The sequence below is a fragment of the Xylanimonas allomyrinae genome (assembly GCF_004135345.1).
GTDB classification, from domain to species: Bacteria; Actinomycetota; Actinomycetes; order Actinomycetales; family Cellulomonadaceae; genus Xylanimonas; species Xylanimonas allomyrinae.
In genome coordinates, this window is record NZ_CP035495.1 from 777,538 (window position 1) to 801,228 (window position 23,691).

Annotated in this window: 26 protein-coding genes and 1 tRNA gene; 17 read left to right on the forward strand and 10 right to left on the reverse strand. The window is 71.8% G+C overall.

The features are described from left to right. Positions 1–8 precede the first annotated feature (8 nt). On the reverse strand, positions 9–971 hold the full coding sequence (locus ET495_RS03455; RefSeq protein ID WP_129202615.1) for a hypothetical protein: 963 nt from the start codon (positions 969–971) through the stop codon (positions 9–11). Between the two features lie 160 nt (positions 972–1,131). Between ET495_RS03455 and ET495_RS03460 the strand changes: the two genes are divergently transcribed. After that, the gene (locus ET495_RS03460; protein WP_129201780.1) at positions 1,132–2,379 is read left to right on the forward strand and encodes an IS256 family transposase; all 1,248 of its coding nucleotides are present in this window, start codon (positions 1,132–1,134) and stop codon (positions 2,377–2,379) included. Between the two features lie 524 nt (positions 2,380–2,903). Here ET495_RS03460 and ET495_RS03465 read toward each other — a convergent pair. Further along, a complete protein-coding gene (locus ET495_RS03465) occupies positions 2,904–3,650 on the reverse strand; it encodes an MBL fold metallo-hydrolase (protein WP_129202617.1) in 747 nt (248 codons plus the stop codon). A gap of 170 nt (positions 3,651–3,820) precedes the next feature. On the opposite strand from ET495_RS03465, the gene ET495_RS17505 reads away from it, so the two are divergent. The 5 genes from ET495_RS17505 (at position 3,821) to ET495_RS03485 (ending at position 6,497) form a co-directional block, all read left to right on the forward strand. Beyond that, the gene (locus ET495_RS17505; protein ID WP_162616350.1) at positions 3,821–4,303 is read left to right on the forward strand and encodes a hypothetical protein; all 483 of its coding nucleotides are present in this window, start codon (positions 3,821–3,823) and stop codon (positions 4,301–4,303) included. After that, a complete protein-coding gene (locus ET495_RS03470; RefSeq protein WP_162616351.1) occupies positions 4,300–4,614 on the forward strand; it encodes a DUF2637 domain-containing protein in 315 nt (104 codons plus the stop codon). The genes ET495_RS17505 and ET495_RS03470 overlap by 4 nt, the downstream gene beginning before the upstream one ends. Further along, a complete protein-coding gene (locus ET495_RS03475) occupies positions 4,611–5,099 on the forward strand; it encodes a hypothetical protein (RefSeq protein ID WP_162616352.1) in 489 nt (162 codons plus the stop codon). The genes ET495_RS03470 and ET495_RS03475 overlap by 4 nt, the downstream gene beginning before the upstream one ends. Next, positions 5,096–5,923: a hypothetical protein gene (locus ET495_RS03480; protein ID WP_129202623.1), complete on the forward strand. Its 828-nt coding sequence runs from the start codon at positions 5,096–5,098 to the stop codon at positions 5,921–5,923. Before ET495_RS03475 ends, ET495_RS03480 begins: the two co-directional genes overlap by 4 nt. 109 nt (positions 5,924–6,032) lie before the next feature. Beyond that, positions 6,033–6,497: a flavodoxin domain-containing protein gene (locus ET495_RS03485; RefSeq protein ID WP_162616353.1), complete on the forward strand. Its 465-nt coding sequence runs from the start codon at positions 6,033–6,035 to the stop codon at positions 6,495–6,497. A gap of 235 nt (positions 6,498–6,732) precedes the next feature. Here the strand turns inward: ET495_RS03485 and ET495_RS03490 are convergent, their stop codons facing one another. Both ET495_RS03490 and ET495_RS17510 read right to left on the reverse strand, forming a co-directional pair. Further along, on the reverse strand, positions 6,733–7,893 hold the full coding sequence (locus ET495_RS03490) for a DUF3631 domain-containing protein (RefSeq protein ID WP_129202627.1): 1,161 nt from the start codon (positions 7,891–7,893) through the stop codon (positions 6,733–6,735). Between the two features lie 61 nt (positions 7,894–7,954). Continuing rightward, a complete protein-coding gene (locus ET495_RS17510) occupies positions 7,955–8,122 on the reverse strand; it encodes a hypothetical protein (protein ID WP_162616354.1) in 168 nt (55 codons plus the stop codon). A 308-nt stretch (positions 8,123–8,430) separates the two neighbouring features. Here ET495_RS17510 and ET495_RS03495 point away from each other — a divergent pair, with 308 nt between their 5' ends. Both ET495_RS03495 and ET495_RS03500 read left to right on the forward strand, forming a co-directional pair. Next, the gene (locus ET495_RS03495) at positions 8,431–8,640 is read left to right on the forward strand and encodes a helix-turn-helix domain-containing protein (protein ID WP_129202629.1); all 210 of its coding nucleotides are present in this window, start codon (positions 8,431–8,433) and stop codon (positions 8,638–8,640) included. Beyond that, positions 8,637–8,900 (forward strand): hypothetical protein, encoded by a 264-nt coding sequence (locus ET495_RS03500; protein ID WP_129202631.1) that lies wholly within the window; start codon positions 8,637–8,639, stop codon positions 8,898–8,900. The genes ET495_RS03495 and ET495_RS03500 overlap by 4 nt, the downstream gene beginning before the upstream one ends. Positions 8,901–9,042: 142 nt before the next feature. On the opposite strand, the gene ET495_RS03505 is transcribed toward ET495_RS03500, so the two are convergent. Beyond that, positions 9,043–9,127: transfer RNA gene (locus tag ET495_RS03505), tRNA-Leu, on the reverse strand. A 164-nt stretch (positions 9,128–9,291) separates the two neighbouring features. Here ET495_RS03505 and ET495_RS03510 point away from each other — a divergent pair. The 3 genes from ET495_RS03510 (at position 9,292) to ET495_RS03520 (ending at position 12,880) form a co-directional block, all read left to right on the forward strand. Further along, positions 9,292–10,422, forward strand: a complete 1,131-nt coding sequence (locus ET495_RS03510; protein ID WP_129202633.1) for an AI-2E family transporter — start codon at positions 9,292–9,294, stop codon at positions 10,420–10,422. A gap of 55 nt (positions 10,423–10,477) precedes the next feature. Further along, positions 10,478–11,083 carry a GNAT family N-acetyltransferase gene (locus ET495_RS03515; RefSeq protein WP_129202636.1) on the forward strand — a complete coding sequence of 202 codons (606 nt, stop codon included), beginning with the start codon at positions 10,478–10,480 and terminating at the stop codon, positions 11,081–11,083. Between the two features lie 177 nt (positions 11,084–11,260). Beyond that, positions 11,261–12,880, forward strand: coding sequence for an ABC-F family ATP-binding cassette domain-containing protein (locus ET495_RS03520; protein WP_129202638.1), 1,620 nt, complete (start codon positions 11,261–11,263; stop codon positions 12,878–12,880). Between the two features lie 22 nt (positions 12,881–12,902). On the opposite strand, the gene ET495_RS03525 is transcribed toward ET495_RS03520, so the two are convergent. Beyond that, positions 12,903–13,655: an isochorismatase family protein gene (locus tag ET495_RS03525; protein ID WP_129202640.1), complete on the reverse strand. Its 753-nt coding sequence runs from the start codon at positions 13,653–13,655 to the stop codon at positions 12,903–12,905. A 377-nt stretch (positions 13,656–14,032) separates the two neighbouring features. Further along, on the reverse strand, positions 14,033–14,947 hold the full coding sequence (locus tag ET495_RS03530) for a VOC family protein (RefSeq protein WP_129202642.1): 915 nt from the start codon (positions 14,945–14,947) through the stop codon (positions 14,033–14,035). A gap of 108 nt (positions 14,948–15,055) precedes the next feature. On the opposite strand from ET495_RS03530, the gene ET495_RS03535 reads away from it, so the two are divergent. From ET495_RS03535 to ET495_RS03545, 3 genes are read left to right on the forward strand one after another with little or no spacing between them, the layout of a single operon-like run. Beyond that, entirely contained in the window at positions 15,056–15,655 is a 600-nt protein-coding gene (locus ET495_RS03535) for a MarR family transcriptional regulator (RefSeq protein ID WP_129202644.1), read from the forward strand. A 53-nt stretch (positions 15,656–15,708) separates the two neighbouring features. Beyond that, entirely contained in the window at positions 15,709–17,766 is a 2,058-nt protein-coding gene (locus ET495_RS03540) for a M3 family metallopeptidase (protein ID WP_245993296.1), read from the forward strand. Then, positions 17,763–19,112 (forward strand): M20/M25/M40 family metallo-hydrolase, encoded by a 1,350-nt coding sequence (locus ET495_RS03545; protein WP_129202648.1) that lies wholly within the window; start codon positions 17,763–17,765, stop codon positions 19,110–19,112. Before ET495_RS03540 ends, ET495_RS03545 begins: the two co-directional genes overlap by 4 nt. Before the next feature lie 3 nt (positions 19,113–19,115). Here the strand turns inward: ET495_RS03545 and ET495_RS03550 are convergent, their stop codons facing one another. Continuing rightward, the gene (locus ET495_RS03550) at positions 19,116–19,334 is read right to left on the reverse strand and encodes a DUF5703 family protein (protein ID WP_129202650.1); all 219 of its coding nucleotides are present in this window, start codon (positions 19,332–19,334) and stop codon (positions 19,116–19,118) included. A 72-nt stretch (positions 19,335–19,406) separates the two neighbouring features. Here ET495_RS03550 and ET495_RS17515 point away from each other — a divergent pair, with 72 nt between their 5' ends. Beyond that, positions 19,407–19,709, forward strand: a complete 303-nt coding sequence (locus ET495_RS17515) for a primosomal protein (RefSeq protein ID WP_162616355.1) — start codon at positions 19,407–19,409, stop codon at positions 19,707–19,709. 16 nt (positions 19,710–19,725) lie between these two features. Here the strand turns inward: ET495_RS17515 and ET495_RS03560 are convergent, their stop codons facing one another. Continuing rightward, entirely contained in the window at positions 19,726–20,598 is an 873-nt protein-coding gene (locus ET495_RS03560; RefSeq protein ID WP_425471189.1) for an aldo/keto reductase, read from the reverse strand. A 122-nt stretch (positions 20,599–20,720) separates the two neighbouring features. Between ET495_RS03560 and ET495_RS03565 the strand changes: the two genes are divergently transcribed. Together ET495_RS03565 and mshC are read left to right on the forward strand one after the other, a co-directional pair. Continuing rightward, on the forward strand, positions 20,721–21,593 hold the full coding sequence (locus ET495_RS03565; RefSeq protein WP_129202656.1) for an undecaprenyl-diphosphate phosphatase: 873 nt from the start codon (positions 20,721–20,723) through the stop codon (positions 21,591–21,593). Next, complete coding sequence (mshC, locus tag ET495_RS03570; protein WP_129202658.1) at positions 21,593–22,801, forward strand: cysteine--1-D-myo-inosityl 2-amino-2-deoxy-alpha-D-glucopyranoside ligase; 1,209 nt, start codon at positions 21,593–21,595, stop codon at positions 22,799–22,801. The genes ET495_RS03565 and mshC overlap by 1 nt, the downstream gene beginning before the upstream one ends. A 9-nt stretch (positions 22,802–22,810) precedes the next feature. On the opposite strand, the gene ET495_RS03575 is transcribed toward mshC, so the two are convergent. Then, positions 22,811–23,674 carry a PAC2 family protein gene (locus ET495_RS03575; RefSeq protein ID WP_129202660.1) on the reverse strand — a complete coding sequence of 288 codons (864 nt, stop codon included), beginning with the start codon at positions 23,672–23,674 and terminating at the stop codon, positions 22,811–22,813. Positions 23,675–23,691: the final 17 nt, after the last annotated feature.

Here is a 23,691-nt window from a genome sequence, read left to right on the forward strand (position 1 = left end):
GCTTGAGACTATCTTCGGAGGGGCGGCGTGAATGGGTTTGCGGCTCCAGCAGTCCACATGAACGTTGGAATTCTGTCATCGGCGAACAGTGCCCCGGTTAGGGCAAGTGCCATTTCGGCGTGCCATGAATCAGAGTCGTGCCAGGGCGAGCGGTTCAAGATGCGCCCGACGAGGTCACGAAGTGCCCGGCCATACTCGAAGCTACCAAGAATGTCGGTCGCGAGACGATACCCGGGCGCCGAGTCTTTGAATGACGCCAGCATGTACTTCTGGGCCGCCTTTGACATCCGCCCATCCAGGCCTGGCGCTCGTCGCCCAAACTCTCTGTACATGAAGGCGTTGGCAAGGCCCTCCTCGAGTGGCTCGTCCAAGGAACGCGCCTCTTTGTAGACCAACCGGTGGTACTCCGGGTATGTCGAACGCTCGGCGATGGCGCTCACTCGGATGGATGCGGACTCCATGCGGTGATGGAAGACCTCGTGCGTGAAGAGCATGGCCTGGGCCGCTGCGAGAGCGCTCTTCTTTGCTGTCGCAGAGATAGGGCCCCCAGCGGCGAGATACTTAAGCAGCACCTGGTTGGCGATTCGAACCACAGCCTTCTCATCAATGAAGATCCCCCAGTTCTGCCCGTAGTAGTGGATCTGCTGGTACCAGGCGGCGGTCTCCCAAGCCACCCTGGTGTTCACGGGTTCATCGGCCGAGATCAGTTCATCTAGTTCCGCGCAAAGATCCCAGTCGCCCGAAGCCAAACGTATCCAATCGACGCTGAGATCGTCAGATGCGTGGCCGTCTTCACCGGTCCCCGTGATGGTTTCGACGTGCAGGCTCGAAGTGCCTACACGTGGCGTGACGTTCGCGCTCAGGTCTCCTTCGATCGGCGGAGGTGGCCCGTTGGGCGCAAGCGGAAGTCGGTTGATGTCGACTGCTCCAACGCGATTCAGCAGCCCAAGGATCTCATCGAGATTCGGCACGTGACTCCTTACGGAAGTGGACGGGCGTAGTTGAGTCCCGCAGAGTGGTGTAGGTCGGCCAGGTGGCCGTCGCCGGCGTGACAGCCGGGAGATGAGAGGCGGCCACCGCGTGATCCTTCGAGTTGAACCTTCCCAAGTTCGCTCGAACGGAGTACCCGCGATGACCGCACCTCACATGATCGACCCTGCCCGCCTGCTTCACGAAGCGTTGGCCGAGTCCTCCCCGGACTTCATGCGCACGATGCTGGGCAACATCATCAACGCCCTGCTCTCCGAGCACGCCGACACGGTCGTCGGCGCCGAGTGGGGCCAACGCTCGCCCGAGCGCACGACACAGCGCAACGGGTACCGGCACCGGCCCCTGGACACCCGGGTCGGGACGATCGACGTGGCGATCCCCAAGCTGCGCGAGGGGACCTACTTCCCAGACTGGCTCCTCGAGCGCCGCAAGCGGGCCGAGTCCGCCCTGACCACCGTGGTCGCGGACTGCTACCTGGCAGGCGTCTCGACGCGCCGGATGGACAAGCTCGTCAAGACCCTCGGGATCGACGGGCTCTCGAAGTCGCAGGTCTCCCGCATGGCCGCCGACCTGGACGAGCAGGTCGACGCGTTCCGCCACCGCCCGCTGGACGAGTCCGGCCCGTTCACTTTCGTCGCCGCGGACGCTTTGACGATGAAGGTCCGTGAGGCCGGCCGGGTGATCAACGCCGTCGTGCTCGTGGCCACGGGCGTCAACGGTGACGGGCACCGTGAGGTCCTCGGCACCCGCGTGGTGACCTCGGAAACCGGCGCGGCGTGGAACGAGTTCTTCGCCGACCTCGTCGCCCGCGGCCTGACCGGGGTGCGCCTGGTGACCTCGGACGCCCACCGCGGCCTGGTCGAAGCGATCGCGGCGAACCTGCCCGGAGCGACCTGGCAACGCTGCCGCACTCACTACGCCGCGAACCTCATGAGCGTGTGCCCCAAGGCGTCCTGGCCGGCCGTCAAGGCGATGCTGCACTCTGTCTACGACCAGCCCACCCCCGCGGCGGTGACCACGCAGTTCGACCAGCTCCTCGACATGGTCGCCACCCCGCTGCCCGACGTGCACGACCACCTCGACGCCACCCGCGCCGACATCCTCGCGTTCACCGCGTTCCCCAAGGAGATCTGGAGACAGATCTGGTCGAACAATCCCAACGAACGGCTCAACAAGGAGATCCGCCGTCGCACCGACGTCGTGGGCATCTTCCCTAACCGTGACGCCATCGTGCGGCTCGTCGGCGCCGTCCTGGCCGAACAGCACGACGAGTGGGCCGAAGGGCGCCGCTACTTCTCCCTCGACGCCCTCAAGAAGGCACGCACCCCTCTGGCCGTCTCCACCGACGTCGTCCCCGCCCAGCCGCTGACCCTCGGAGCCGCCGCCTGACCTGACCGACACGACGAAGGATCACAACGCGCTACACCACCTGCTGGGGCTTGACCGGCTGGCTCCTGTTGCTCGGGGATGTCGTCGTGTTCTTCGCCTGTGTGGGCGTGGGCGGCTCTGTCGCAGGGTTTCTCTGATCGGCTGATCGGCTGATGGTCGCGCGGCGCGAGACGAAGGTGTCGGAGTTGAGGCGGACCTCGCGGTGGCGGGTCGCCTGCACGCTGCGGGCTCCATCGTCGTCTTGGACACGGTCTGCGACTTCGTTGACGACGCTCCGCCGACGTCGCCCCGTGGGCGGGTCCGCGGTCGGTCCCGTTGTGGCTGCCGCGCCCGGAGTACGACGGCATGCTCGCCCACGACGACGCACCCGCCGTCACCGCGGGCCTGCGCACCCGGTCCGTCTCTGTCACGGCCCGCGACACGCTCGCCTGGCTGCGCTTAACTCCCGTAGCGGTGGTTACCGGGCTCACCGCAGACGAGGAGGCAGCAGTTCGGGTTCGACGGCCGGTCTGATTCGTCCCGGATCAGAGGTGGATCGGCCGCCCGGGCGCCGCGGGCAAGAGCACGTCGGCCAGGCCTGCTGCATGGAACGCGGCTCGCAGGCTTGCGCCGTCCTGGCTGAAGTGTGCCCAGCCGTCGGTGTGGACGGGCAGTGTCCGGGGTTGCCCAAGGCGTCGCACCGCCTCGACCGCGTCGTGGCTCGTCAGGGTGAGGAACCCGTCGACGAGCGGTGTGCGCGCCGCGCCGGCAAACAGCACCGCGATGTCGATGTCCGGGAACCGGGTCGCGATCTCGTCCACGACACGCAGGGAGGCGTTGTCGCCGCTGATGTAGATGGTCGGCTCGCCCGGGGCGGTCAGGACGAATCCGGTGACCGGGCCCGTGAGGTGCTCGACGCCGTCCGGGCCGTGCTGGGCGGGGACGGCTGTGACGGTCACCGTGCCGATGACCGCGGTCTCCCACGAGGGCAGCGCCCGCGCGGTGCCGCCCAGCCGTTCAGCGGCCAGCGCGGTGGTCAGCGTGAGCGGCGCCGTCGCGAGGTACGTGCGGCCGGCGTGATCGAGGTTGTCGGCGTGCTGGTCATGGGAGAGCAGCACGGCGTCCACGGGGCCGACCCGCTCGGCGGTCCACGTCGGGCCGCTCGTCTTGCGCAGGGACCGCGCCCCGACGGGGTACTCCTGCGGCACGTCGAACGTGGGATCGACGAGCAGCCGAGTCCCGGCGAACTCGACGACGACGGTGGGTCCATCCAAGGGGATCAGCGTGGTCACCGCACGAGCCTACCGACGCGGCAGGAGCGGGCTCGGTATCGCCCGGGGGCATCGCCCCACGGTGGCGGGCTATTGGGCAACCTGTCCGGGTCGCCCCAGGGGTGTTACCGCAGGGGCCCCTCAGGGGCTTTCCCCGGGCGTAGGCAGAAGCCAGCCCGAAGGAGCCAGCGGTGGATACCAGCACGCGTGAGTTCGGTGACGAGATGCGCGAGGAGGTGCGCGACCTGCTCGCGCGTGGTCTCAAGCGGCGGCAGATCGCGTTGAGGTTGGGGATCTCCGAGACGAAGGTCTCGGAGTTCAAGGCGGACCTCGCGGCGGCCGGTCGCCTGCCCGCCGTGGGCTCCGTCGTCGTCCTGGACGCCGCCCGCGACGTGGACGACGATGCTCCGCCGACGCGCAGGTCACGCTCGGCGATCTTGCTTGAGCACGCCGCGCTCAAGGCGACCACGCTGGGTTCGACGACGCGCACCCTGCTTGACCACATCGTCCTGGCAGACGAATGGGTCACCGACTCCGCCTACGCCGACGCGGTGCGCGCCGCGGTCAGCGACGCCGTCCAGGAGGCGATCACCGTCCTCGATCAGATCGCGGCCGAGCTCGGCATCGACGAGCCAACCGCTGCCGGGCCGACCCGTCAGGGGTCGCGAGCATGAGCCGTCGGGGGTTCGCGTTCGCGCTGTGGCCGGGCGTGCTGCTGTGCGTCGTGGCGGCGGTCATGGCGTTCACGTTGTCGTTCACGGCGTTGCGTGCGGTGGGGATCGCGTCCGGGATCAGCCCGCGGATCGGATGGATGTTCCCGCTGACGATCGACACCGTCATCTTGTTCGGCACCTGGGCCGCGTTCCGGTTCCGTGCCCGGGGGCGGCCGGCACCTGGTACGCGTGGGTGCTCCTGGTCGTGTTCGCGGCCGCGTCGTGGACGGGCAACTTCCTGCACGCCCAACCCGTCCCGGTCGGGCACATGAGCCTGTCGCGGCCGGTCGCGTCCCTGTTCTCCTCGGTGCCGTCGTTGTCGTTGCTGTTGACCACGCACATGCTCGTCCTCATCGCGGTGCGCCGCGGTGAGGAGGCCGCGCGCGAGAACGGCGTCGAAGCGAGCACCGTCACCGCGTGGCCGCGCGTCACAGCGAACGACGACGACGTCCCGAAGATCGCCGTCGGTGGCGCCAGCGTCCGTGCCCTCTCCGGCATCGCGATGCGGGACGCCGACGAACCGGGCGCAGTCGAGCCGCAGTACGACGACGTCGACTCACGCCCCGACGTCGCCGCGGCGACCCGCCGTCCGGTTACGGACCTCGCCGCGTGGGTTGCCTCGCGCGTCCCGGCCGGTCTTCCTGTGCGCGGGACCGACGTCGTCGACGCGGGCCTGGCGAACTCCGCGGCGACCGCACGCCGCAAGCTGGCGACCTTGCGCCAGACCCACCCCGCACTGTTTGGAGGCCAGGCATGAACACGGACACCCAGATCGGCGAACGCATCTGCGACCTCCAGCGCCAGGTCCGCGGCTTCGTCGCAGGCCGACTGCGGGCGGGCACGACGGCACCAGTCGTGCGCGACGAGCTCGGCGACATCACGACAGCAATCGATGACGTCCTCGGCGACGTCGCCGCGACCCTGTGGGCCAAACGGGACACCTGGACCCCACTGGGCGGCGTCGACCAGCGGCGGTGGACCTTCACCGTCGCGAGGAACCTCACCGAACGCCGCCTGGCCGCCGCCCGGGGTGTCATGGTTCGCAAGACGAAGATCGCGCCCGTCCTTGACGGGCTCGGCGACGCCCACCACGCCAACGACGACCTGCTGGCCGCGGTCGCTCACCTGCGGGGCGTCATCGACCGAGAGGCCGGCCCTGGCGCCTGGGACCACGTCTTGGCCGGGGCTCTGCGCAACCATTCCGCAGGCCTGCGTGCCGACCTGCGCGCCGCGATCGAGGCCGCCCGCGACGGCGACGAGATCGCCATCAAGTCCATCCTGCGTCGCGTCCGCGCCGACTGGCGCGCCTGGGCGACCGCCCGCATCGAGACCGGGGAACCCCTGCGGCCGGTCGACGCCGTCGACCTGGGCCTGTTCCCCGGCACGGTCGCCGCGACGTCAGCGCTCACGGCCTGGTGGGCCGAACGACGCCACGCCCTCGGCCAGCCCGTCGACCGCCACGCACTGTGCGCGTCCGGCCTCGTCGACCACCTCGGAACCTCCGACGGCGCCCGCCTGCAGGCGGCCGACGACCTCCTGATCTGGTTGCGCCGGTCGGCGTCTACTGTCGCGGCGGCGTGACGTCACGGAGTCCTGCTGCACCGACGGTGCCACTGGACCGGCCGGGCGGAGTCGGCGGGTGACACACTCGACGCATCGTGAGCGCGAGGAGTCCCCGGTGAGAGCAGTTGTGGTCATCGCGACCAAGCACGGCACCACGGCCGAGATTGGTGCCCGGGTGGCGCGTGCGCTCGGCGCCGATGTGCCGGTCCTGGACCTCGCCGAGGAGCGCGACCCCGACCTGTGTGCGTTCAACACCGTCGTCCTCGGCACGGCCGTCTATGTCAGTCAGCCGCTTGCGCCCATGAAGGCATTCCTGAGTGCTGCTGACCTCGGCGGCAAGAGACTTGGGCTGTTCGTCAGCGGCATGGTGCCGGGGCCGGACGACCGTTCGAAGGAGCTGGTTGCGGCCTATCCGCCTCAGCTCAGGGAGCGAGCGGTGGTGTCCGCGTTCCTTTCCGGAGCCTTCCGGCTCGACCGGCTCAACAGGTTCGAGCGGTTCGTCGTCAAGAAGACGGCGAAGGTCACGAGCGACGTCGATGCCGTCGACGACGCGGCCATCGAGGTGTTCGCCAGGGAGCTGGCGCCGACCTGACCCGACCGCTCGCACCCGGGGTGCGAGCGGCGTCCCGCAGTTGCTGGGCCGGTCGGTGTGCCGTGATCAGTGCAGCGCGCCGCGACCAGGCAGGCATGACCCCGCCGTCGACGGGACCCGTCTGGGCGAACCGTCCGTAGCGTCCGCACTCCGTGATGACCTGAGGCGACGTGTGGAAGAGTCGATCATTCTCCTTGGCCGCGGCCGCTTGTTTGCGGCCGCAGCCGACGAACCGTCACACGTGTTCCTGCTGGTCAGGGGGCTGCGTGGTCGTGTCGGCCGGTTGCGGCCGCATTGCGGGGCCGGGGCCGGGGGTGGGTTCGGGGGTGTGGAGGTAGCGGGCGAACGCGTCGCGGAAGTCGCGGTGGTGGTATCCGCGGTCGCGCATCCGGTTGTTGGCTCGCCCGACGGTGATGCCGTAGGGGCGGAGCAGGATCGCGAGGCGCCGTCCGGTGAGTCCTTCGTCTTGCCATCGGGAGTCCGGGATGCGGGTCAGCCGGGAGATGAGGGCCTCTGTCGGGATGAAGTCGCCTTCGAACTGTTCGAGCACGGCACGGGTGTCCAGGAGTAGTTCGTGTGAGGGGGAGTGGTCGGCGTCGGCGGTGGCGGCGTCGGCGGTCAGCCCGGTGGCGGCGTGGCGGGCGCGTTCGGGCCAGCGCCCGCTGGCGAGGTCGGCGACGGCGACGAGCGGTTCCCACAGGTCTGCGGCCCGGTCGTAGACGGGCAGCAGTGGGCGTGCGTGTTTGAGGGTCTCGTGGTTGTCGGTGATCCAGCAGTCCAGCTCGTAGGCCAGGGCTTGCAGTGGTTCGACGTCGCGGGTCACGCGGAAGGGTTCGACGTGCTCGCCCGGTTTGCGGCGTCGCATGGCGATGTTGACCGCCCGGTCGGTGACGGTGTCGGGGAGGCGGCCGATGGCGGCCAGGACGACGGGGGCGAAGGTGTGCAGTTCCATGACGGTCTTGGCGGAGGCGTCGTAGCGGATCACGGGGGTGCCGCGTTGGAAGCCGGCGTTGAGCAGGCCGCGTAGGTCTTCGTTCTGTTCGGCCTTGTGCCGGGTGCCGAACACGGTGTCGGCCTCGTCGAGCAGCAGGGTTCGCGGTCTGGCCAGTGACCGGTACAGGGCGGCGGTCGAGGCGTTCGCGGTCCACAGGGGCCGGTGGGACAGGTGGCCGATGATCTCCAGGCACCGGGTCTTGCCGGACCGTTTCTCCGGGCTGGACAGCACGAGGCGGGGTGCGTAGTCGAACACGGACGCGGCGTGGGTGTAGGCGATGAAGAGCGTGACGGCGGTGACCGCGTGCCGGTTCGGCAGGATGCAGTACCGCTGCACCGTGGCCTGGACACGGTCGAGGATTCCGGCGCCGTCGTACTCGACAGCCGCGGGTTCGGTAGTCACAGGCTGTGCCTCTCGTCCGGTGTGCCGGGGGTCCAGGTGGATGCGGCGGGAACGCGGCGCATCACGCCGCCCGCCCGGGGCCGGGGATGCCGCGCACGACGACGGCGCCGGTGACCTGGGTTCGCAGGATGACGCGGCCGCGGGAGTGGGTCAGGGCGTCCATCGCGCAGGCGAGGCAGGCGAGGCAGGCGTGGTAGTCGTGGCGGCCGTCGTCGGCGAACAACGACACGACACCGACCGCGAGGTCACGGCAGGAGTCGCACCGGCGACGGTGGTTGCGAAGGGGCAAAGGTGTGGCGGGCCTGTTCATGGCGTCCGGTCCTCTCGTGGCGAGCGAGGAGTTGATCCCTCACAGCCAGGAATGCCGGCCACCGCGGCCGGCGGTAACACGCGCCGCCGAACGGTGGACAGGCGCTCACGAGCGCCGTCGTTGTGGACGGTGTTACCCAACCGGGCCCCGGCGGGCTTTCCCCGGGCGAGAAGCAGACTCCGCCGTCCGGGACGGGACCGGCGGACCGAGCGACCGTGGAGGGGACGATGAGCAAGAAGGAACAGCCCGGCGCCAGGCCGGGCGAGCCGCTGGCCGACACCGTCGAGGAAGCCGCGCTGGCCCTTGGCAGCGGTCGTACCCGCGTCCACGAACTCGTCGGCAGCGGACCGACACAGCTCGTCAGGATCGGTGCCAGCCTCCGCGGGTCCGACGAAGCCATCTGCGAGCTCATCGCGCGGGTGGAGCGTGCAGCGTGACCGAACTGATCGAGCGCCCCGCTCGCGTTCCGGCCCGCGACCCGCTCCGAGGCGAGGAGTGGTTCGCCGAGCAGATCGGTAAGTCGGTCCAGTGGTGCCGCAAGAACCGCATCGAGCTTCCGCACCACATGGTTGGGGAGTCACCCCGGTACGACGACCACTGCGTCGACCTCTACCGCGCGCAGACGTTCCGCCCGGCGGTCGACCCGTTCGTGCGTCAGAGCCCCGCAAAGGGGCGCGGCCGGGCGCGCAGGGAGTAGGCATCCGGCGCGACCTCAGCCATACAAAGATCGCCTCTCTCGCTCGCGCGGGAGAGGCGATTCTGCTGCTGCCGCACCCCCGATGTGGACGGGATGTGTGGACCAGAAACAGGAAAACCAGCGTTTCCGCTGGTCAAAGCGGTGTCCGGAGGGGGACTTGAACCCCCACGCCCGATAAAGGGCACTAGCACCTCAAGCTAGCGCGTCTGCCATTCCGCCACCCGGACAGGTGACCCGATCCGGCGTTCCCGCCGTCTCGGTGCGGGCAGAAACATAGCACGCACCGAGCGGCCCCTCGCAATCGAGTGCGGCGGTCCGCGCCAGCGTCGGGCGCAAGGGGCAGACTGGGCGGACGACGGCGGCGTGGGGCTGCCTGAGTGCACGGTGGAGGGTGAGGGCGTTGCCGCACGACAGGCCGACGGAGAACGTGCCGCAGTGGCTGCTCACGACGGCCGGGTGGTCGTGGCGGTTCGTCGCCCTCGTGGCCGCTGTGTCGTTGCTGGTGTACGCCGTCGTCCATGTGCGGCTGGTGTTCGTCGCGGTGTTCCTGGCGCTCGTCCTGACGTCGGTGCTCAAGCCGGTCGCCGACCTGTACGGCCGCGTCATGCCGCGTTCTCTCGCTGTCGGGCTGTCGTTGCTGTCGGCGTTGGTCGTCTTCGGTGGGCTGGTGGCGTACGTCGTCGCGTCGGTGGCTGGTCAGTGGCAGACGCTCGCCGACCAGTTCGCGAGCGGCATCGACCAGATCATCGACTGGGTGCAGCACGGCCCGTTGCCGGTGGACGTCTCGTGGGCGCAGATCAACGACGCCATCGAGGCCGGCCGCAAGTGGGTCGCCGACAACAGTGCGGACCTGGCGAGCACGGCCGTCGCGAGTGCGGGCACAGTGGCCGAGGGCTTCGCGGTGATCGCGCTCGCGGTGTTCTGCACGGTGTTCTTCCTCATGTCGGGCGGGTCGATGTGGAGCTGGTTCCTCACGCAGGTGCCCTCCGATCACCGGGAACGCTGGGAGAGGGCCGCGGACGCGGGCTGGTACAGCTTCTCGGGGTACGCGCGCGGCACGGTCATCATCGCCGTCACCGACGGCATCATGGCGGGCATCCTGCTGGCTGCGCTCGGTATCCCGCTGGCCGCTCCGCTGGCCGTGCTGGTCTTCATCGGTGCGTTCATCCCCCTGATCGGCGCGCCCGCCGCGATGGTCATCGCGGGTGTCGTGGCGCTCGCCGCGGAGGGGCCGTTCAAGGCGCTCATCGTGATCATCGGTGTCGCGCTGATCGGCCAGATCGAGGGGCACCTGCTGCAGCCGCTCATCATGGGCAAGCAGGTCGCTCTGCATCCTGTGGTGATCGCGCTCGGCGTCACGGCAGGCACGGTGCTTGCGGGCATCCTGGGGGCCGTGGTCGCGGTGCCGGTGCTCGCCGTCACCTGGACCGTGTATGCCACGCTGCGTCCGCCGCGTGTGGCGACGGTGCCCGACGGCGACGACGACGGCGGGGGCGACGGCGGGGCCGCCGAGGCGGAGTGAGCCGCGCCCCGGGAATTCCCGGGACCAGGGCTCGGACGCCTGGCATGCTGCGCGGATGCAACCCTTCGTGCTGACCGGCGACCACGTCCGGCTCTCGACCCCCACGGCCGCCGACGTCGAGCGGATCCTGGAGATCTGCCAGGACGCGGCGATCCAGCGTTGGACGACGGTCCCGCGGCCGTACCTGCGCGAGCATGCCGAGGGGTTCGCCACCTCGATCGTCCCGGCGGGGTGGGAGGCGGGCACGAGCCTGGTCTGGGCGGTGCGCGCTGCGGGGGACGTGCTGCCGGGTTCGCCCGAGCCGCCCGTGCTCGGCATGGTCGAGCTGCGTCTCGACGACGCGCCCGCGGGTGCGCGCTCGGGTGAGGTCGGGTTCTGGGCGGCGCCGGAGGCTCGGGGGCGCGGGCTCACGACCGAGGCGGCCCGGCTCGTCGTGGACTACGGGCTCGACCCGGAGGGGCTGGGCCTCGCGCGGGCCGTGTGGCGCGCCGAGGTCGGCAACTGGGCGTCGCGTCGCGTGGCCTGGAAGCTCGGCATGCGGGTCGAGGGTCAGGTGCGCGGGATGCTCCTGCACGAGGGCCGGCTCGTGGACGGGTGGATCGGGACGCTGCTGGCCGGTGACCGGCGCGAGCCCGACGAGCCGTGGCCCGAGTCGCGCTGACGTGCCGCGGGGCGCCGCGCCCGGAATTCTGCTTGCGCGGGTGTGGCGCACGTGGAAGTGTGTCGGCGTCCCCGCGGCCTCGTCGCGCGTGAGAGGGGACGGTCGCACTCTGAAGGGCACGAGATGACGGGTCTTCGAACCGCCGCCTGACCGGCGTCGGCCCCTGCCACGGCAGGGCTGTCGGCGCACCAGCCGACCTTCGGAGACCCTCCCCATGCCTTCCCCTCGCCCTCTGTCGTCCTGCGCGACCTCACGTTCTCCTGGCCCGACGGCGCCACCCCGATCGACCATGTCTCGGGCACGTTCGGTGCCGGGCGCACCGGCCTGGTCGGCCTCAACGGCGTCGGCAAGTCGACGCTCCTGCGGCTCGTGGCCGGCCTGCTGCGGCCGACGTCGGGCGCCGTCGTCGTCCACGGCGTCGCCGACTACCTGCCGCAACGCCTCACGCTCGACACGCACCTGACCACCGCCGACCTGCTCGGGATCCGCGAGGTGGTCGACGCCGTGCGCGCCATCGCCGACGGCGACGTGCGGCCCGCGCTGTTCGACGTCGTCGGTGACGCGTGGGATGCCGAGGACCGGGCGCGCGCCGAGCTCGCCGCGCTCGGCCTGCCCGACGACCTCGACCGGCCGGTCGGCACGCTGTCGGGCGGCGAGGCCGTGCTGACCGCCGTCACCGGCGTCCGGCTGAGGCGTGCCGACGTCGCACTCCTGGACGAGCCGACGAACAACCTCGACGGCGCCGGGCGCGAGCGCCTGCACGAGCTGGTCCGCACGTGGCGCGGCGCCGTCGTCGTCGTGTCGCACGACAGGGATCTGCTGGAGCTCGTCGACGAGACGGCCGAGCTGCGGGCGGGTGCGCTGGAGACGTTCGGCGGCCCCTACTCGGCGTACGAGGGGCAACGCGACGCGCAGCAGGAGGCGGCGCGCCGGACGCTGCGCGACGCGGAGGCGCTGCTGCGCCGCGAGAAGGCCGAGCGCATCAAGGCGGCCGAACGCATCGCCCACTCGGAGCGGCGAGGGCGCACGGACGTCGCCGAGGCGCGCTACGTCAAGGCGGCCATCAACGACAGGCGCAACTCCGCCGAGAAGTCGCAGGCCGCGCGCCGGGCGCAGGCGAACGCCAAGGAGGACCTGGCGCGGGCGGCCGTCGAGGCCGCCGAGCGGGCGGTGCGCGACGACGACCGCATCGCGGTCGACCTGCCGGACCCGGGAGTCGCGCCGGGGCGCAGGCTGGCGGTGCTGCCGGGCGCCGACGGACGCGAGATCGTCGTCCAGGGACCCGAGCGGGTCGCGCTGACCGGACCCAACGGGGCCGGGAAGACGACTCTGCTGGAACGGCTTGTCGCGGGGGAGGGGCTGCTGACCGATCGCGTCGGCTACCTGCCGCAGCGCCTCGACCTGCTCGACGACTCGGCGACCGTGCTCGACGCGGTGCGCGCCGGCGCCCCGGGTGTCGCACCGGGCGTGCTGCGCGGCCGGCTCGCACGGTTCCTCGTGCGCGGCGACGCCGTCGACCGGCCCGTGGCGACGCTGTCGGGCGGCGAGCGGTTCCGGGTGACGCTGGCACGGCTGCTGCTCGCCGACCCGCCCGCCCAGCTCCTGGTGCTCGACGAGCCGACCAACAACCTCGACCTCGCCTCGGCCGACGGCCTCGTGGAGGCGCTCGCGGCCTACCGCGGCGCGCTGCTCGTGGTGAGCCACGACCGGGCCTTCCTGGACCGCCTGGGGGTCGACGTCACGCTGACGCTCGATGCCGCGGGCCTGCATCGGCACGCGGGCTCCGGACGACCGTGAGCGCCGCGACCGGCGCGCGCGGTCAGGCGAACGGGTCGGGGACCAGCTTCTGGCCGTAGTTCGTCCAGAAGTTCTGGACGACGAAGCCGTACTCGGACAGGTGCCGCAGGAAGGGGTCGAGCACAGCGTCGGCCGACGGCCTCTTCCAGTCCTCCTGCAGCTCGCAGGCGAGCGCGAACGTCGTGACGGGCTGGGCGCCCGCCTGCACCATGCGTGCGACGGCGGCGTCCGCCTCGTACCGGTTCCAGGCACCGGCCGCGTCGATCACCGGGAACACCTCGTAGCCGTCGTTGCGCAGCGACAGCGTGGGGAAGAGCGTGCACGTCCCGATGGTCACCCCGGCGAGGATGATGTGCGTGCGCCCGGTCTCTTCCACGGTCCGTTCCAGGGCGGCGCGGAACGTCGGGTCCTCGTAGGCGTTGATGATGCCGGTGCGGCGGATGATCGGAGTGTCGGGGAACAGGTCCTTCAGCTCGGGCAGGATGTCGCCGTTGTGCCACTGTGCGTTCGACGAGGTGATGAGCACGGGCAGGCCCAGCGCTCGTGCAGTCCGCCCGAGCCCGAGGATGTTGCTCTTGAGCTCGGCTGCGGTCGAGGTGTCGCGCGTCGAGGCGAGCAGGCCGATCTGGTGGTCGATCAGCAGCACGATCGCGTTCTCGGCGGTCGGCTTGGAATGGCCGAACCGCCCGGCGGCGCGAGCCTGGTCGAGCGGGACCCTGTCGGGCATCGGGGCGTCGGTGATGGGGCTGACGACGTCGGTCACGCGGTCGGGCATGGGCGGCGCTCCTGGGGTCGGGTGGGTCTGGTTCGGACCGCGTCCGTCGCGCACGCCGTACGGGCGGGGCTCGCACGCAGAGGCATGACCGGTACGCATGACATGGAGAAGAGACCCGATCGGCCCGGGGATGACGCGCTCAGCGCGCAGGTCGGCCACGCGTGCGCATCCGATGTCGCCGGAGAGGCCGTCGTCCCCGACGCCGGTGGTCCCGCGATGTTTCCGCGGTGGGCCAGCGGTGGGCCAGCGGCGGGGCCGCGTGGGCGCGCACCACGACGTCGTCGGTGTCGGCGAGCGTCGGGGCGGCCGGCGTCGTCAGCCGGCACCGAGGGAACCGTGACGGGAAGGCGTGGACCGCCGCACGTCGTGTGCGTGCGTCAGCGATGCATCAGCTCGTCGACCGTGAGGTCGGGCAGAGCGACCGTGACCTGGGTGCCCCATGGGTCGAGCACGCGCACCGACCGGCCGTCGGCCGAGTAGTCGAGCCGTCGTGCGCGCAGCCGCTCGGCGAGAGCGTCGAGGTCGGCCGGTCGCGGCACGGTGACGGCGACGTCGCCCAGCCCGAGGCTCGCCGCGCGCGGTCCGGCGCCGGCGCTGTTCCACGTGTTCATCGCGAGGTGGTGGTGATAGCCGCCCGCCGAGGCGAACAGTGCTCCGGGGGAGGTGGTCAGCGTGACGTCGAACCCGAGCGCGTCGACGTAGAAGGCGCGCGCGGTCGCCAGGTCGCCGACCTGGAGGTGGACGTGGCCGACGGTCCCGGCGAGCGTCGGCCCGGCGTCGAGCGGGTCCTGGGTCAGGTGGCGGCGGAGGTAGGCGTTCGGGTCGAGGTGGCGTGTGGTCATGCGGATCTCGGTGCCGTCGTGGACCCACGACGAGCGGTCCCGGTCGGCGTAGAGCTCGACGCCGTTCCCCTCCGGGTCGGTGAAGTAGAACGCCTCGCTCACGAGGTGGTCGCTCGACCCGACGAACCGGCTGCGCGGGTCCTGCGCGGCGCGGTAGACCGTCGCGGCCAGGCTCTGCGGGCTCTCGAACAGGAACGCCGTGTGGAACAGGCCGGCCTGGCCGGGGTCCACCGCGGGCAGTCCGGGCGTGTGCACGAGGCGGACGAGGGGCGTCGTCCTGCGACCCAGCACGCGGTGCACCTCACGGCCGCGGCTGCGCTCCTCGAGCGGCTGCATCGCGAAGGCCTTCGCGTAGTAGTCGGACATGCCGTCCAGGTCGCCGACCCGCAGGGACACCGCGCCCATGGCGGTCGCGGGGTCCAGGACGTGCTCGTCGGTGCGCTCGGTCATGATCGTCTCCGTTCCCGGTGGGCGGTCGTCTCGCGGTGCGCGACGGCGGTCACCGTGAACCTAGAGGGATTTAGTTGTAGATGCAACCATCGCGTACCATCGGGCGGTATGGACGGGTTGAGCCACCAGGAGCGGGTCGCCGTCGCTCGTCTGCGCGCCCTGCTCGAGCTCCTCCCGGTGGCGCTCGACCGGCACCTCGTGGAAGCGGGCATCACGTCTTTCGAGTTCACGCTGCTGGAGGCGCTTCACGAGGATGCCGAGGCGCGCCTGCGGCTGAGCGTGCTGGCCGCGCGCACCAACGCGACGCTGCCGCGGCTGTCGCGCGTGGTCACATCGCTCGAGCGCAAGGGCCTGGTGACCCGGACCCCGTGCCCGCAGGACGCCCGCGCGACCAACGCGACGCTGACGGCCGCGGGGGAGACGGCGTACCGGCACGCCCGGCCGCTGTACGAGACGGCGGTGCGCCGCCTCGTGCTCGACGGCCTCGGCGACGACGGCGCGTCCCGCCTCGCCGAGCTCGCGTACGCGATGCTCACGCGGCTCGATCCCGCCCGCCGGCTCGCGGTCACCGCGGACGCCGACTGCCCCGCCGACCCGGCTCCGTGTCCTGCGGACCCGGAACCATGTCCCGCGGACCCGGCTCCGCGCGAGCCCTCGTGCCCGGCCGACCCTGCAGCGCGGGCCACGCCACCGAAGGCCGCACCCTGAGACGCTTCCGCGCGGCGGCCGCCGACGGCGGGCCGACGGTGTTGGATGGGCGGGTGACTGCCTTCGACGAGCGTTCCGCGTTGCCGTACGAGCTGCCCGACTACGCCACGATCACCCCGGAGCACTACGAGCCGGCGATCCTGGCCGGCATGGCGGCCCAGCGCGCGCAGGTCGAGGCGATCGCCGCCGATCCCGCGCCGCCCACGGTCGAGAACACGCTCGAGGCGCTCGAACGGTCGGGTGGCGCGCTGGGCAGGGCCCTGGTCGCGTTCGAGAACCAGCTCGCCGCGGACGCCACCCCGTTCCTGGAGGACGTCGAGGAGCGCCTCGCGCCGCAGCTCGCCGCGCACCGCGACGCCGTCCTCATGCACCGCGCGCTCCACGCGCGGCTCGAGGCCCTCGAGCGGGCGGAGGGCACCAGCCTGGCACCCGACGCCGCGTGGCTGCTGCGCCGTCGGCTCGTCGATGCCCGCCGTGCCGGCGTCGCGCTCGACGACGACGCGCAGGCCGTGCTGCGGGAGCTCAACGCGCGCCTGACGACGCTTGAGGCACAGTTCGGCCGCAGGCTCCTGGCCGGGGCGAACGCGGCCTCCGTGCTGGTCACGGACGAGTCCGAGCTCGACGGGCTGCCCGAGGACGCCAAGGACGGTGCCCGCGCGGCCGCGCAGTCGCGCGGACGGGACGGCTGGCTGCTCGAGATGCAGCTGCCGACGCACCAGAACGTCGTCGCCGCCCTGACCGACCGCGACCTGCGCGAGCGCGTCCAGCGCGCGTCCGAGTCGCGCGGCGCGGACGGCTCCGAGCACGACACGCGCGCGGTGCTGCTCGAGATCGTGCGGCTGCGGGCGCGCCGCGCCCGCCTGCTCGGCTACCCCCACCACGCCGCGTACGTCGCGGAGGACTCGACGGCGCAGACGGCCGACGCCGTCGCAGCCATGCTCGCGCGCCTCACCCCGCCCGCGGTCGCCAACGCGCGAGCCGAGGCCGCCGAGCTCGAGGCGGCGCTGCGCGCCGACGCGGGCCCCGACGCCACGCTGCGCGCGAGCGACTGGGCGTTCTACGCCGAGCGCGTGCGCAAGGAGCGCTACGCGCTCGACGACGCCCTCCTGCGGCCCTACCTGGAGCTCGAGCGCGTGCTGCACGACGGCGTCTTCGCGGCCGCGCACCGGCTCTTCGGGCTGTCGTTCGCCGAGCGCGACGACCTGCGGGGCTACCACCCCGACGTGCGCGTGTTCGAGGTCTTCGACGCGCCCGAGCCGGGCGAGCCGGACCAGGGGCTCGGCCTGTTCCTCGCCGACCTGTACACGCGCGAGTCGAAGCGCGGCGGGGCCTGGATGAACACCCTGGTCGACCAGAACCACCTGCTGGGTCAGCGCCCCGTCGTCGTCAACAACCTCAACATCGTCAAGCCGCCCGCCGGCCGCCCGGCACTGCTCGCGTGGGACGAGGTCATCACCCTCTTCCACGAGTTCGGGCACGCCCTGCACGGCCTGCTGTCGGACGTGCGCTACCCCTCGCAGTCGGGCACCGAGGTGCCGCGCGACTTCGTGGAGTACCCGAGCCAGGTCAACGAGATGTGGGCCTGGGACCCGAGCGTCCTGGAGAGCTTCGCGGTCCACCACGCCACAGGCGAGCCCATGCCCCGGGAGTGGGTCGAGACGCTGCGCGCCTCGCGGCAGTACGGCGAGGGCTTCGCCACGACCGAGTACCTCGCGGCGGCCCTGCTCGACCAGGCGTGGCACCGGCTCGCACCCGAGGACGTCCCCGCGTCGGTCGACGACGTCGTCGGCTTCGAGGAGCGTGCGCTCGAGCAGGCCGGGGTGGCCTACGCGCCCGTGCCGCCGCGGTACCGCACCACGTACTACAACCACGTGTTCGGCTCGGGGTACTCGGCCGCTTACTACGCATACATCTGGTCCGAAGTGCTGGATGCCGACACCGTGCGCTGGTACGAGGAGAACGGTGGCCTGACCCGTCGCAACGGCGAGACGTTCCGCCGCTCTCTGCTGGCCAAGGGCGGGTCGCAGGACCCGCTCGCGTCGTTCCGCGACCTGCGCGGACGCGACGCCGACATCGCACCGCTGCTCGAGAGACGAGGACTGGGAGCATGACGACACCGGACCCCACGCCCACGGCACGCACGTCCAGCGCCGTCACCGCGCAGGACGAGGTCGCGCGCATCTGCCAGGACCTCCTGCGCATCGACACCTCGAACTACGGCGACGACTCGGGCCCGGGGGAGCGCGCCGCCGCCGAGCACGTGGCCGGGCTGCTGACCGAGGTCGGCCTCGACGTCGACGTCTTCGAGTCGCGCCCGGGGCGCACCTCCGTGGTGACACGCCTCGCCGGCACCGACCCGAGCAGGCCGGCGCTCGTGCTGCACGGGCACACCGACGTCGTGCCGGCGCGCGCCGAGGACTGGAGCGTCGACCCGTTCGGCGGCGAGGAGCGCGACGGCCTGCTGTGGGGCCGTGGCGCCGTCGACATGAAGGACATGGACGCGATGATCCTGTCCGTGGTCCGGCAGTACGTGCGGGAGGGACGCCGGCCCGCGCGCGACGTCGTCGTCGCGATGTTCGCCGACGAGGAGGCGGGCGGCGTCCACGGCGCCCAGTGGGCGGTGAACCACCGCCCCGACCTGTTCGAGGGCGCGACCGAGGCCATCAGCGAGGTCGGCGGGTTCTCCGTCGACGTCGGCGGCACGCGTGCCTACCTGCTCCAGACCGCCGAGAAGGGCCTCGCCTGGTTGCGGCTCGTCGCCGACGGACGAGCAGGGCACGGGTCGGCCGTCAACCACGACAACGCGGTCACGGCGCTCGCCGACGCCGTCGCCCGCATCGGCCGGTTCGAGTGGCCGTACACGCTCACGCCGACCGTCGAGCGGCTGCTGCGCGGCGTCGCCGACCTGACCGGCCTGCCGTTCGACGGCGAGGACCCCGCCGCGATCGACACCCTGGTGCGAGCGCTCGGCCCGGCCGCGCCCTTCGTGGGCGCGACGGTGCGGCACACCGCCAACCCCACGCAGCTCGCCGCCGGGTACAAGGCCAACGTCATCCCCGGACGGGCCGAGGCGTCGGTCGACGTGCGGTTGCTGCCCGGCTACGAGGAAGAGGGCATGGCGACGCTGCGCGAGCTCGCGGGGCCCGACGTGCGCATCGAGCCCATCCACCAGGACGTCGCTCTGGAGGTGCCGTTCACGGGGTCGCTCGTCGACGCGATGGTCGACGCCGTGACGGCCGAGGACCCGGGGTCGGTGGTCCTGCCGTACACGCTCTCGGGCGGCACGGACAACAAGTCCCTGTCCCGGCTCGGCATCACGGGCTACGGGTTCGCCCCGCTGCGGCTTCCCGTCGACCTCGACTTCGTAGGCATGTTCCACGGCGTCGACGAACGGGTCCCGGTGGACGCGCTGCGGTTCGGCACGCGGGTGCTCGACAGGCTGCTCGCGACCTGCTGACCGTCACAGGGTCGAGACGACCCTGATGATCTTGCGGCGCAGCCAGACCTTGCGCTGACCGCCCTGGTAGAGCCGGGTGCGCGCCAGCTCCCACCGGCCGTACTCGGCCTCGTCGGTGAGCATCTTGCGTGCGTCCGGGACGCTCGTGCTGCGGTCGATCGTGAGGACTCGGTACTCGTACTGGTGCTGCAAGGAGCGTGTGCGCGTCGTGCTCTGCGTCATCTCACCGTCCCTGGAGTGCCCTGGGGTGCATTCGCCTGCCCATTGTGCCCTGGTCGGGGTAGCGTTCGGACCATGACCGCTGACCCGCGCGCCGCGCTGGACCGTCTCATCGCCGCGCTGGAGGCGCACTTCGACGCCGTGTCGACGCGCCGCAGTGACGACGACCCCCGGGTCGACGACGCGTACGACGTCCTGGCTGACGCCTTCGAGGTGTACGACGACGCGCTGGCCCAGGTGTACGGCGAGGTCACCCCGTTCGTCCTCGAAGAGGAAGAGGACGACGACGAGTCCGACGACGACGAGTCCGACGACGAGGACGACGACCTCGACGAGGACGACGACCTCGACGTCGAGCTCGAGGACTCGCGCCCCTGACCCGGCCCGCCTGCGGTCACCAGCGCTCCGGGTAGCCCACCTCGACGGTCGACACGTCGTCGAGGGCCGAGAGCACCTCGTCGGGCAGCGTGAGCTCAGCCGCGCCGAGCGACTGGCGCAGTTGGGCGGGCGTGCGGGCCCCGACGATCGCCGACGCGACGGCGTCACGCGACAGCACCCACGACAGCGCGACCTCGGCCGGGGTGCGGCCCAGGCCCTGAGCCGCGGTCACGGCGGCCTCGACCACCGCGGCGGCCGCCGCCGTCAGGTACGGCTCGACGAACCCCGCCAGGTGCGGCGACGCGGCCCGCGAGTCGGCGGGCACCGTGCGGCGGTACTTGCCCGTCAGCACGCCGCGGCCCAGCGGAGACCACGCCAGCAGGCCCATGCCGAGGGCGGTCGCGGCCGGCTGCACCTCGCGCTCGACGCCACGCTGCAGCAGCGAGTACTCGACCTCGAGCGCGGTCAGCCCGACGTCGTCGAGCAGCGTCGCGGCGTGCGCGCCCGCCCAGCCCGGGTGGTTGGACAGCCCGACGTACCGGGCGCGACCCGAGGTGACCGCCAGGCGCAGCGCCCCGACCGTCTCGGCGAGCGGTGTCGCGGGGTCGGGGCAGGCGACCAGGAAGAGGTCGACGTGGTCGGTGCCGAGGCGGGCCAGCGAGCGGTCGAGATCGGCCAGCAGCGCACGCCGCGACGCGTCCCGTCCACCCTTGGTGCACAGCACCAGGTCGTCGCGGACGCCCGTGTCCCGCAGCACCTCGCCGATCACGCTCTCGGCGTCACCGCCCCCGTAGGACGACGACGTGTCCAGCAGCGTGCCGCCCACGTCAAGGAAGTCGCGCAGCATCTCCGCGGCGTCGTCGGCGCTCGTGTCGCGGCCCCAGGTCATCGTGCCGAGGCCGAGAGCGGACGTCCGCAGGCCCGAATGTCCGACTCGTCGTTCCATCACCGTCGCAGGTTATCGGCCGCGTGGTCCCCGAAGAGGCTGTGGCAAGGATATGGTCGGCCATCGTGACTGCGTGGGAAGCGATCGTTCTAGGCCTGGTGCAGGGGCTCACCGAGTTCCTGCCGATCTCGTCGAGTGCGCACCTGCGCATCGTCGGCGAGCTGATCGGCTCCTCGGACCCGGGGGCCGCCTTCACCGCGATCACCCAGATCGGCACCGAGACGGCCGTCGTCCTGTACTACCGGCGCACGATCCGCGACATCCTGGTCGACTGGTGGAAGGCCCTGCGCGGCGACGACGGCACCGACCGCGCCGCGCGTTTCGGCGCCCACCGCGAGAACGCGCGCATGGCCTGGTACATCGTGCTCGGCTCGATCCCGATCGTCGTCCTGGGCCTCGTGCTGCAGGACTGGATCGAGACGTCGCTGCGCAACCTGTGGATCACCGCGACCATGCTCGCCGTCTTCGGCCTCCTGCTGGGCTGGGCCGACAAGATCGGGGCGCGGCAGCGCACCTTGCACGAAATCACCCCGCGGCGCGCCGTCGCGTTCGGTCTCGCACAGGCGATGGCGCTCATCCCCGGCGTGTCCCGCTCGGGCGGCACCATCACGGCGGGCCTGCTCATGGGCTTCACCCGCAAGGCGGCCGCCGACTATGCGTTCCTGCTGGCCATCCCCGCCGTCATGGGCTCGGGCTTCTTCCAGCTCTTCCGCTCGCTGAGCGACAGCCCACCACCCGGGTCCGCGAGCGGCCTGGAGACGCTGCTCGCCACGATCGTCGCGTTCGCCGTCGGCTACGTCGTCATCATCGGCTTCCTCAAGCTCATCTCGACGCACTCCTACCGTGGGTTCGTCGTCTACCGCATCGTGCTGGCCGTCGTGGTCGTGGCCCTCCTGGTCGCGGGCACCCTCACGGCACAGGGAGGGATCTACGTCTGATGCGCACCTGGCCCGCCCCCGCCGTCCCGGCTCTGCCCCGCCTCGCCCCGCCCGACCCCGTACGCGTGCACGACTCCACGACGCACCGGCTCGTCGAGGCCGCGCCAGGGCAGACCGCGAGCCTGTACGCGTGCGGCATCACCCCCTATGACGCCACCCACCTCGGACACGCCAACACCTACCTGACGTTCGACCTGCTGCAGCGTGCGTGGCTCGACGCCGGCAAGACCGTCGTCTACGCCTCCAACGTCACCGACGTCGACGACCCGCTCCTGGAGCGCGCTGCCGCGACCGGTGTCGACTGGCGCGAGCTCGCGCTCGAACAGATCGAGCTGTACCGCACCGACATGACCGCCCTGCGGATGCTGCCGCCCGCGACCTTGACCGGGGTCGTCGAGTCCATCCCCGAGGTGGTCGCCACCGTCGAGAGCATGCTCGCCTCCGGCGCCGCCTACCGCCTCGACGGCGACGTGTACGCCGACACGGCCGCCGACCCCGCCTTCGGCACCGTCGCCGGGTTCGACGACGCGACGATGCTCGCGCTCTTCGCGGAGCGTGGCGGCGACCCCGACCGTGGCGGCAAGCGACACCCGCTCGACCCCGCGCTGTGGCGCGGCGAACGCCCCGGCGACCCCTCGTGGGACGGCGGCACGCTCGGACCCGGCCGGCCGGGCTGGCACATCGAGTGCGCCGTCATCGCACGCAACGGCCTCGGCCTGCCCTTCGACGTCCAGGGCGGCGGCGCCGACCTGCTCTTCCCGCACCACGAGATGTCGTCCTCGCACGACCGGATGCTCGGCGCCGCCGCGCGCGTCCACGTCCACGCCGGCCTCATCGCCTACCAGGGCGCCAAGATGAGCAAGTCGCGCGGCAACCTCGTGTTCGTCTCGCGCCTGCGCGCCGCCGGGGTCGACCCCATGGCGATCCGGCTGGCGCTGCTCGCCCACCACTACCGCGAGGAGTGGGAGTGGGTCGACGGCGAGCTCGACGCCGCGGTCGAACGGCTCGCCACCTGGCGTTCCGCGCTCGCGGCACCCACAGCGGGCGACGGCACCAAGGTGCTCGAGGGCGTGCGGGCCGCGCTCGCGGACGACCTCGACGCGCCTGCGGCGCTCGCGGTCGTCGACGGGTGGGCGGCCTCCCCGGCGCGGGAGGACCCTGCGCTCGTGGCCGCCGCGGTCGACGCGCTGCTCGGCGTCGCGCTGTAGCCGCAGCCCTCAGCCGTCGCGGCCCGTGTCGCGGCGCCGCAGCCAGCGCTCGAACTCGCGCGCGATGGCCTCGCCCGACGCCTCGGGCAGGTCGGCGGTGTCCTTGGCCTCCTCGAGCTGCTTGACGTACTCGGCGATCTCGGCGTCCTCGCTCGCCAGCTCGTCGACGCCGTGCTGCCACGCCTCGGCGTCCTCGGGCAGCTCGCCGAGCGGCACGGTCTCGCCCAGCAGCTCCTCGATGCGCGCCAGGATCGCGAGCGTCGCCTTCGGTGACGGCGGGTTGGCGACGTAGTGCGGCACCGCCGCCCACAGGGAGACGGACTGGAGCCCGCGCTGCGACGCGGCATGCTGGAGCACGCCGACGATGCCTGTCGGGCCTTCGTAGGTGTTGGGCTCGACGTCGCTGAGCGCCGCGCGCAACGCCTTGCTGTCGCTCGTGGCCGTCATCGGGATCGGGCGCGTGTGCGGCACGTCGGCGAGCAGCGCCCCGAGGGTCACGGCGGTGTGCACGCCGTGCTCCTCGGCGAGGTCGAGGAGCTCGTCGCAGTAGCGCCGCCACCGCATCGACGGCTCGATGCCGTGGACCAGCACGACCGTGCGCTGTGGGAGCTCGGCGACCCAGACGGACGTCGTGGGCCAGGTGATGCGGCGCCTGCCGTCCGGGCCTGCGCCGACGACCGGGCGGTTCACCTGGAAGTCGTGGTACTCCTCGGGGTCCAGCTCGTGCACCTTGCGGGCGCCCCACACCTCGCCGAGGTGCTCGAGCGCGGCGGTCGCAGCGCCGCCGGCGTCGTTCCATCCCTCGAACGCGGCCAGGAGCACGGTCTTGCGGGCGCTGTGACGCCCGACGGGCTCCGTCTCGGGAGAGGTCATCCGCCCAGCGTAGGGCG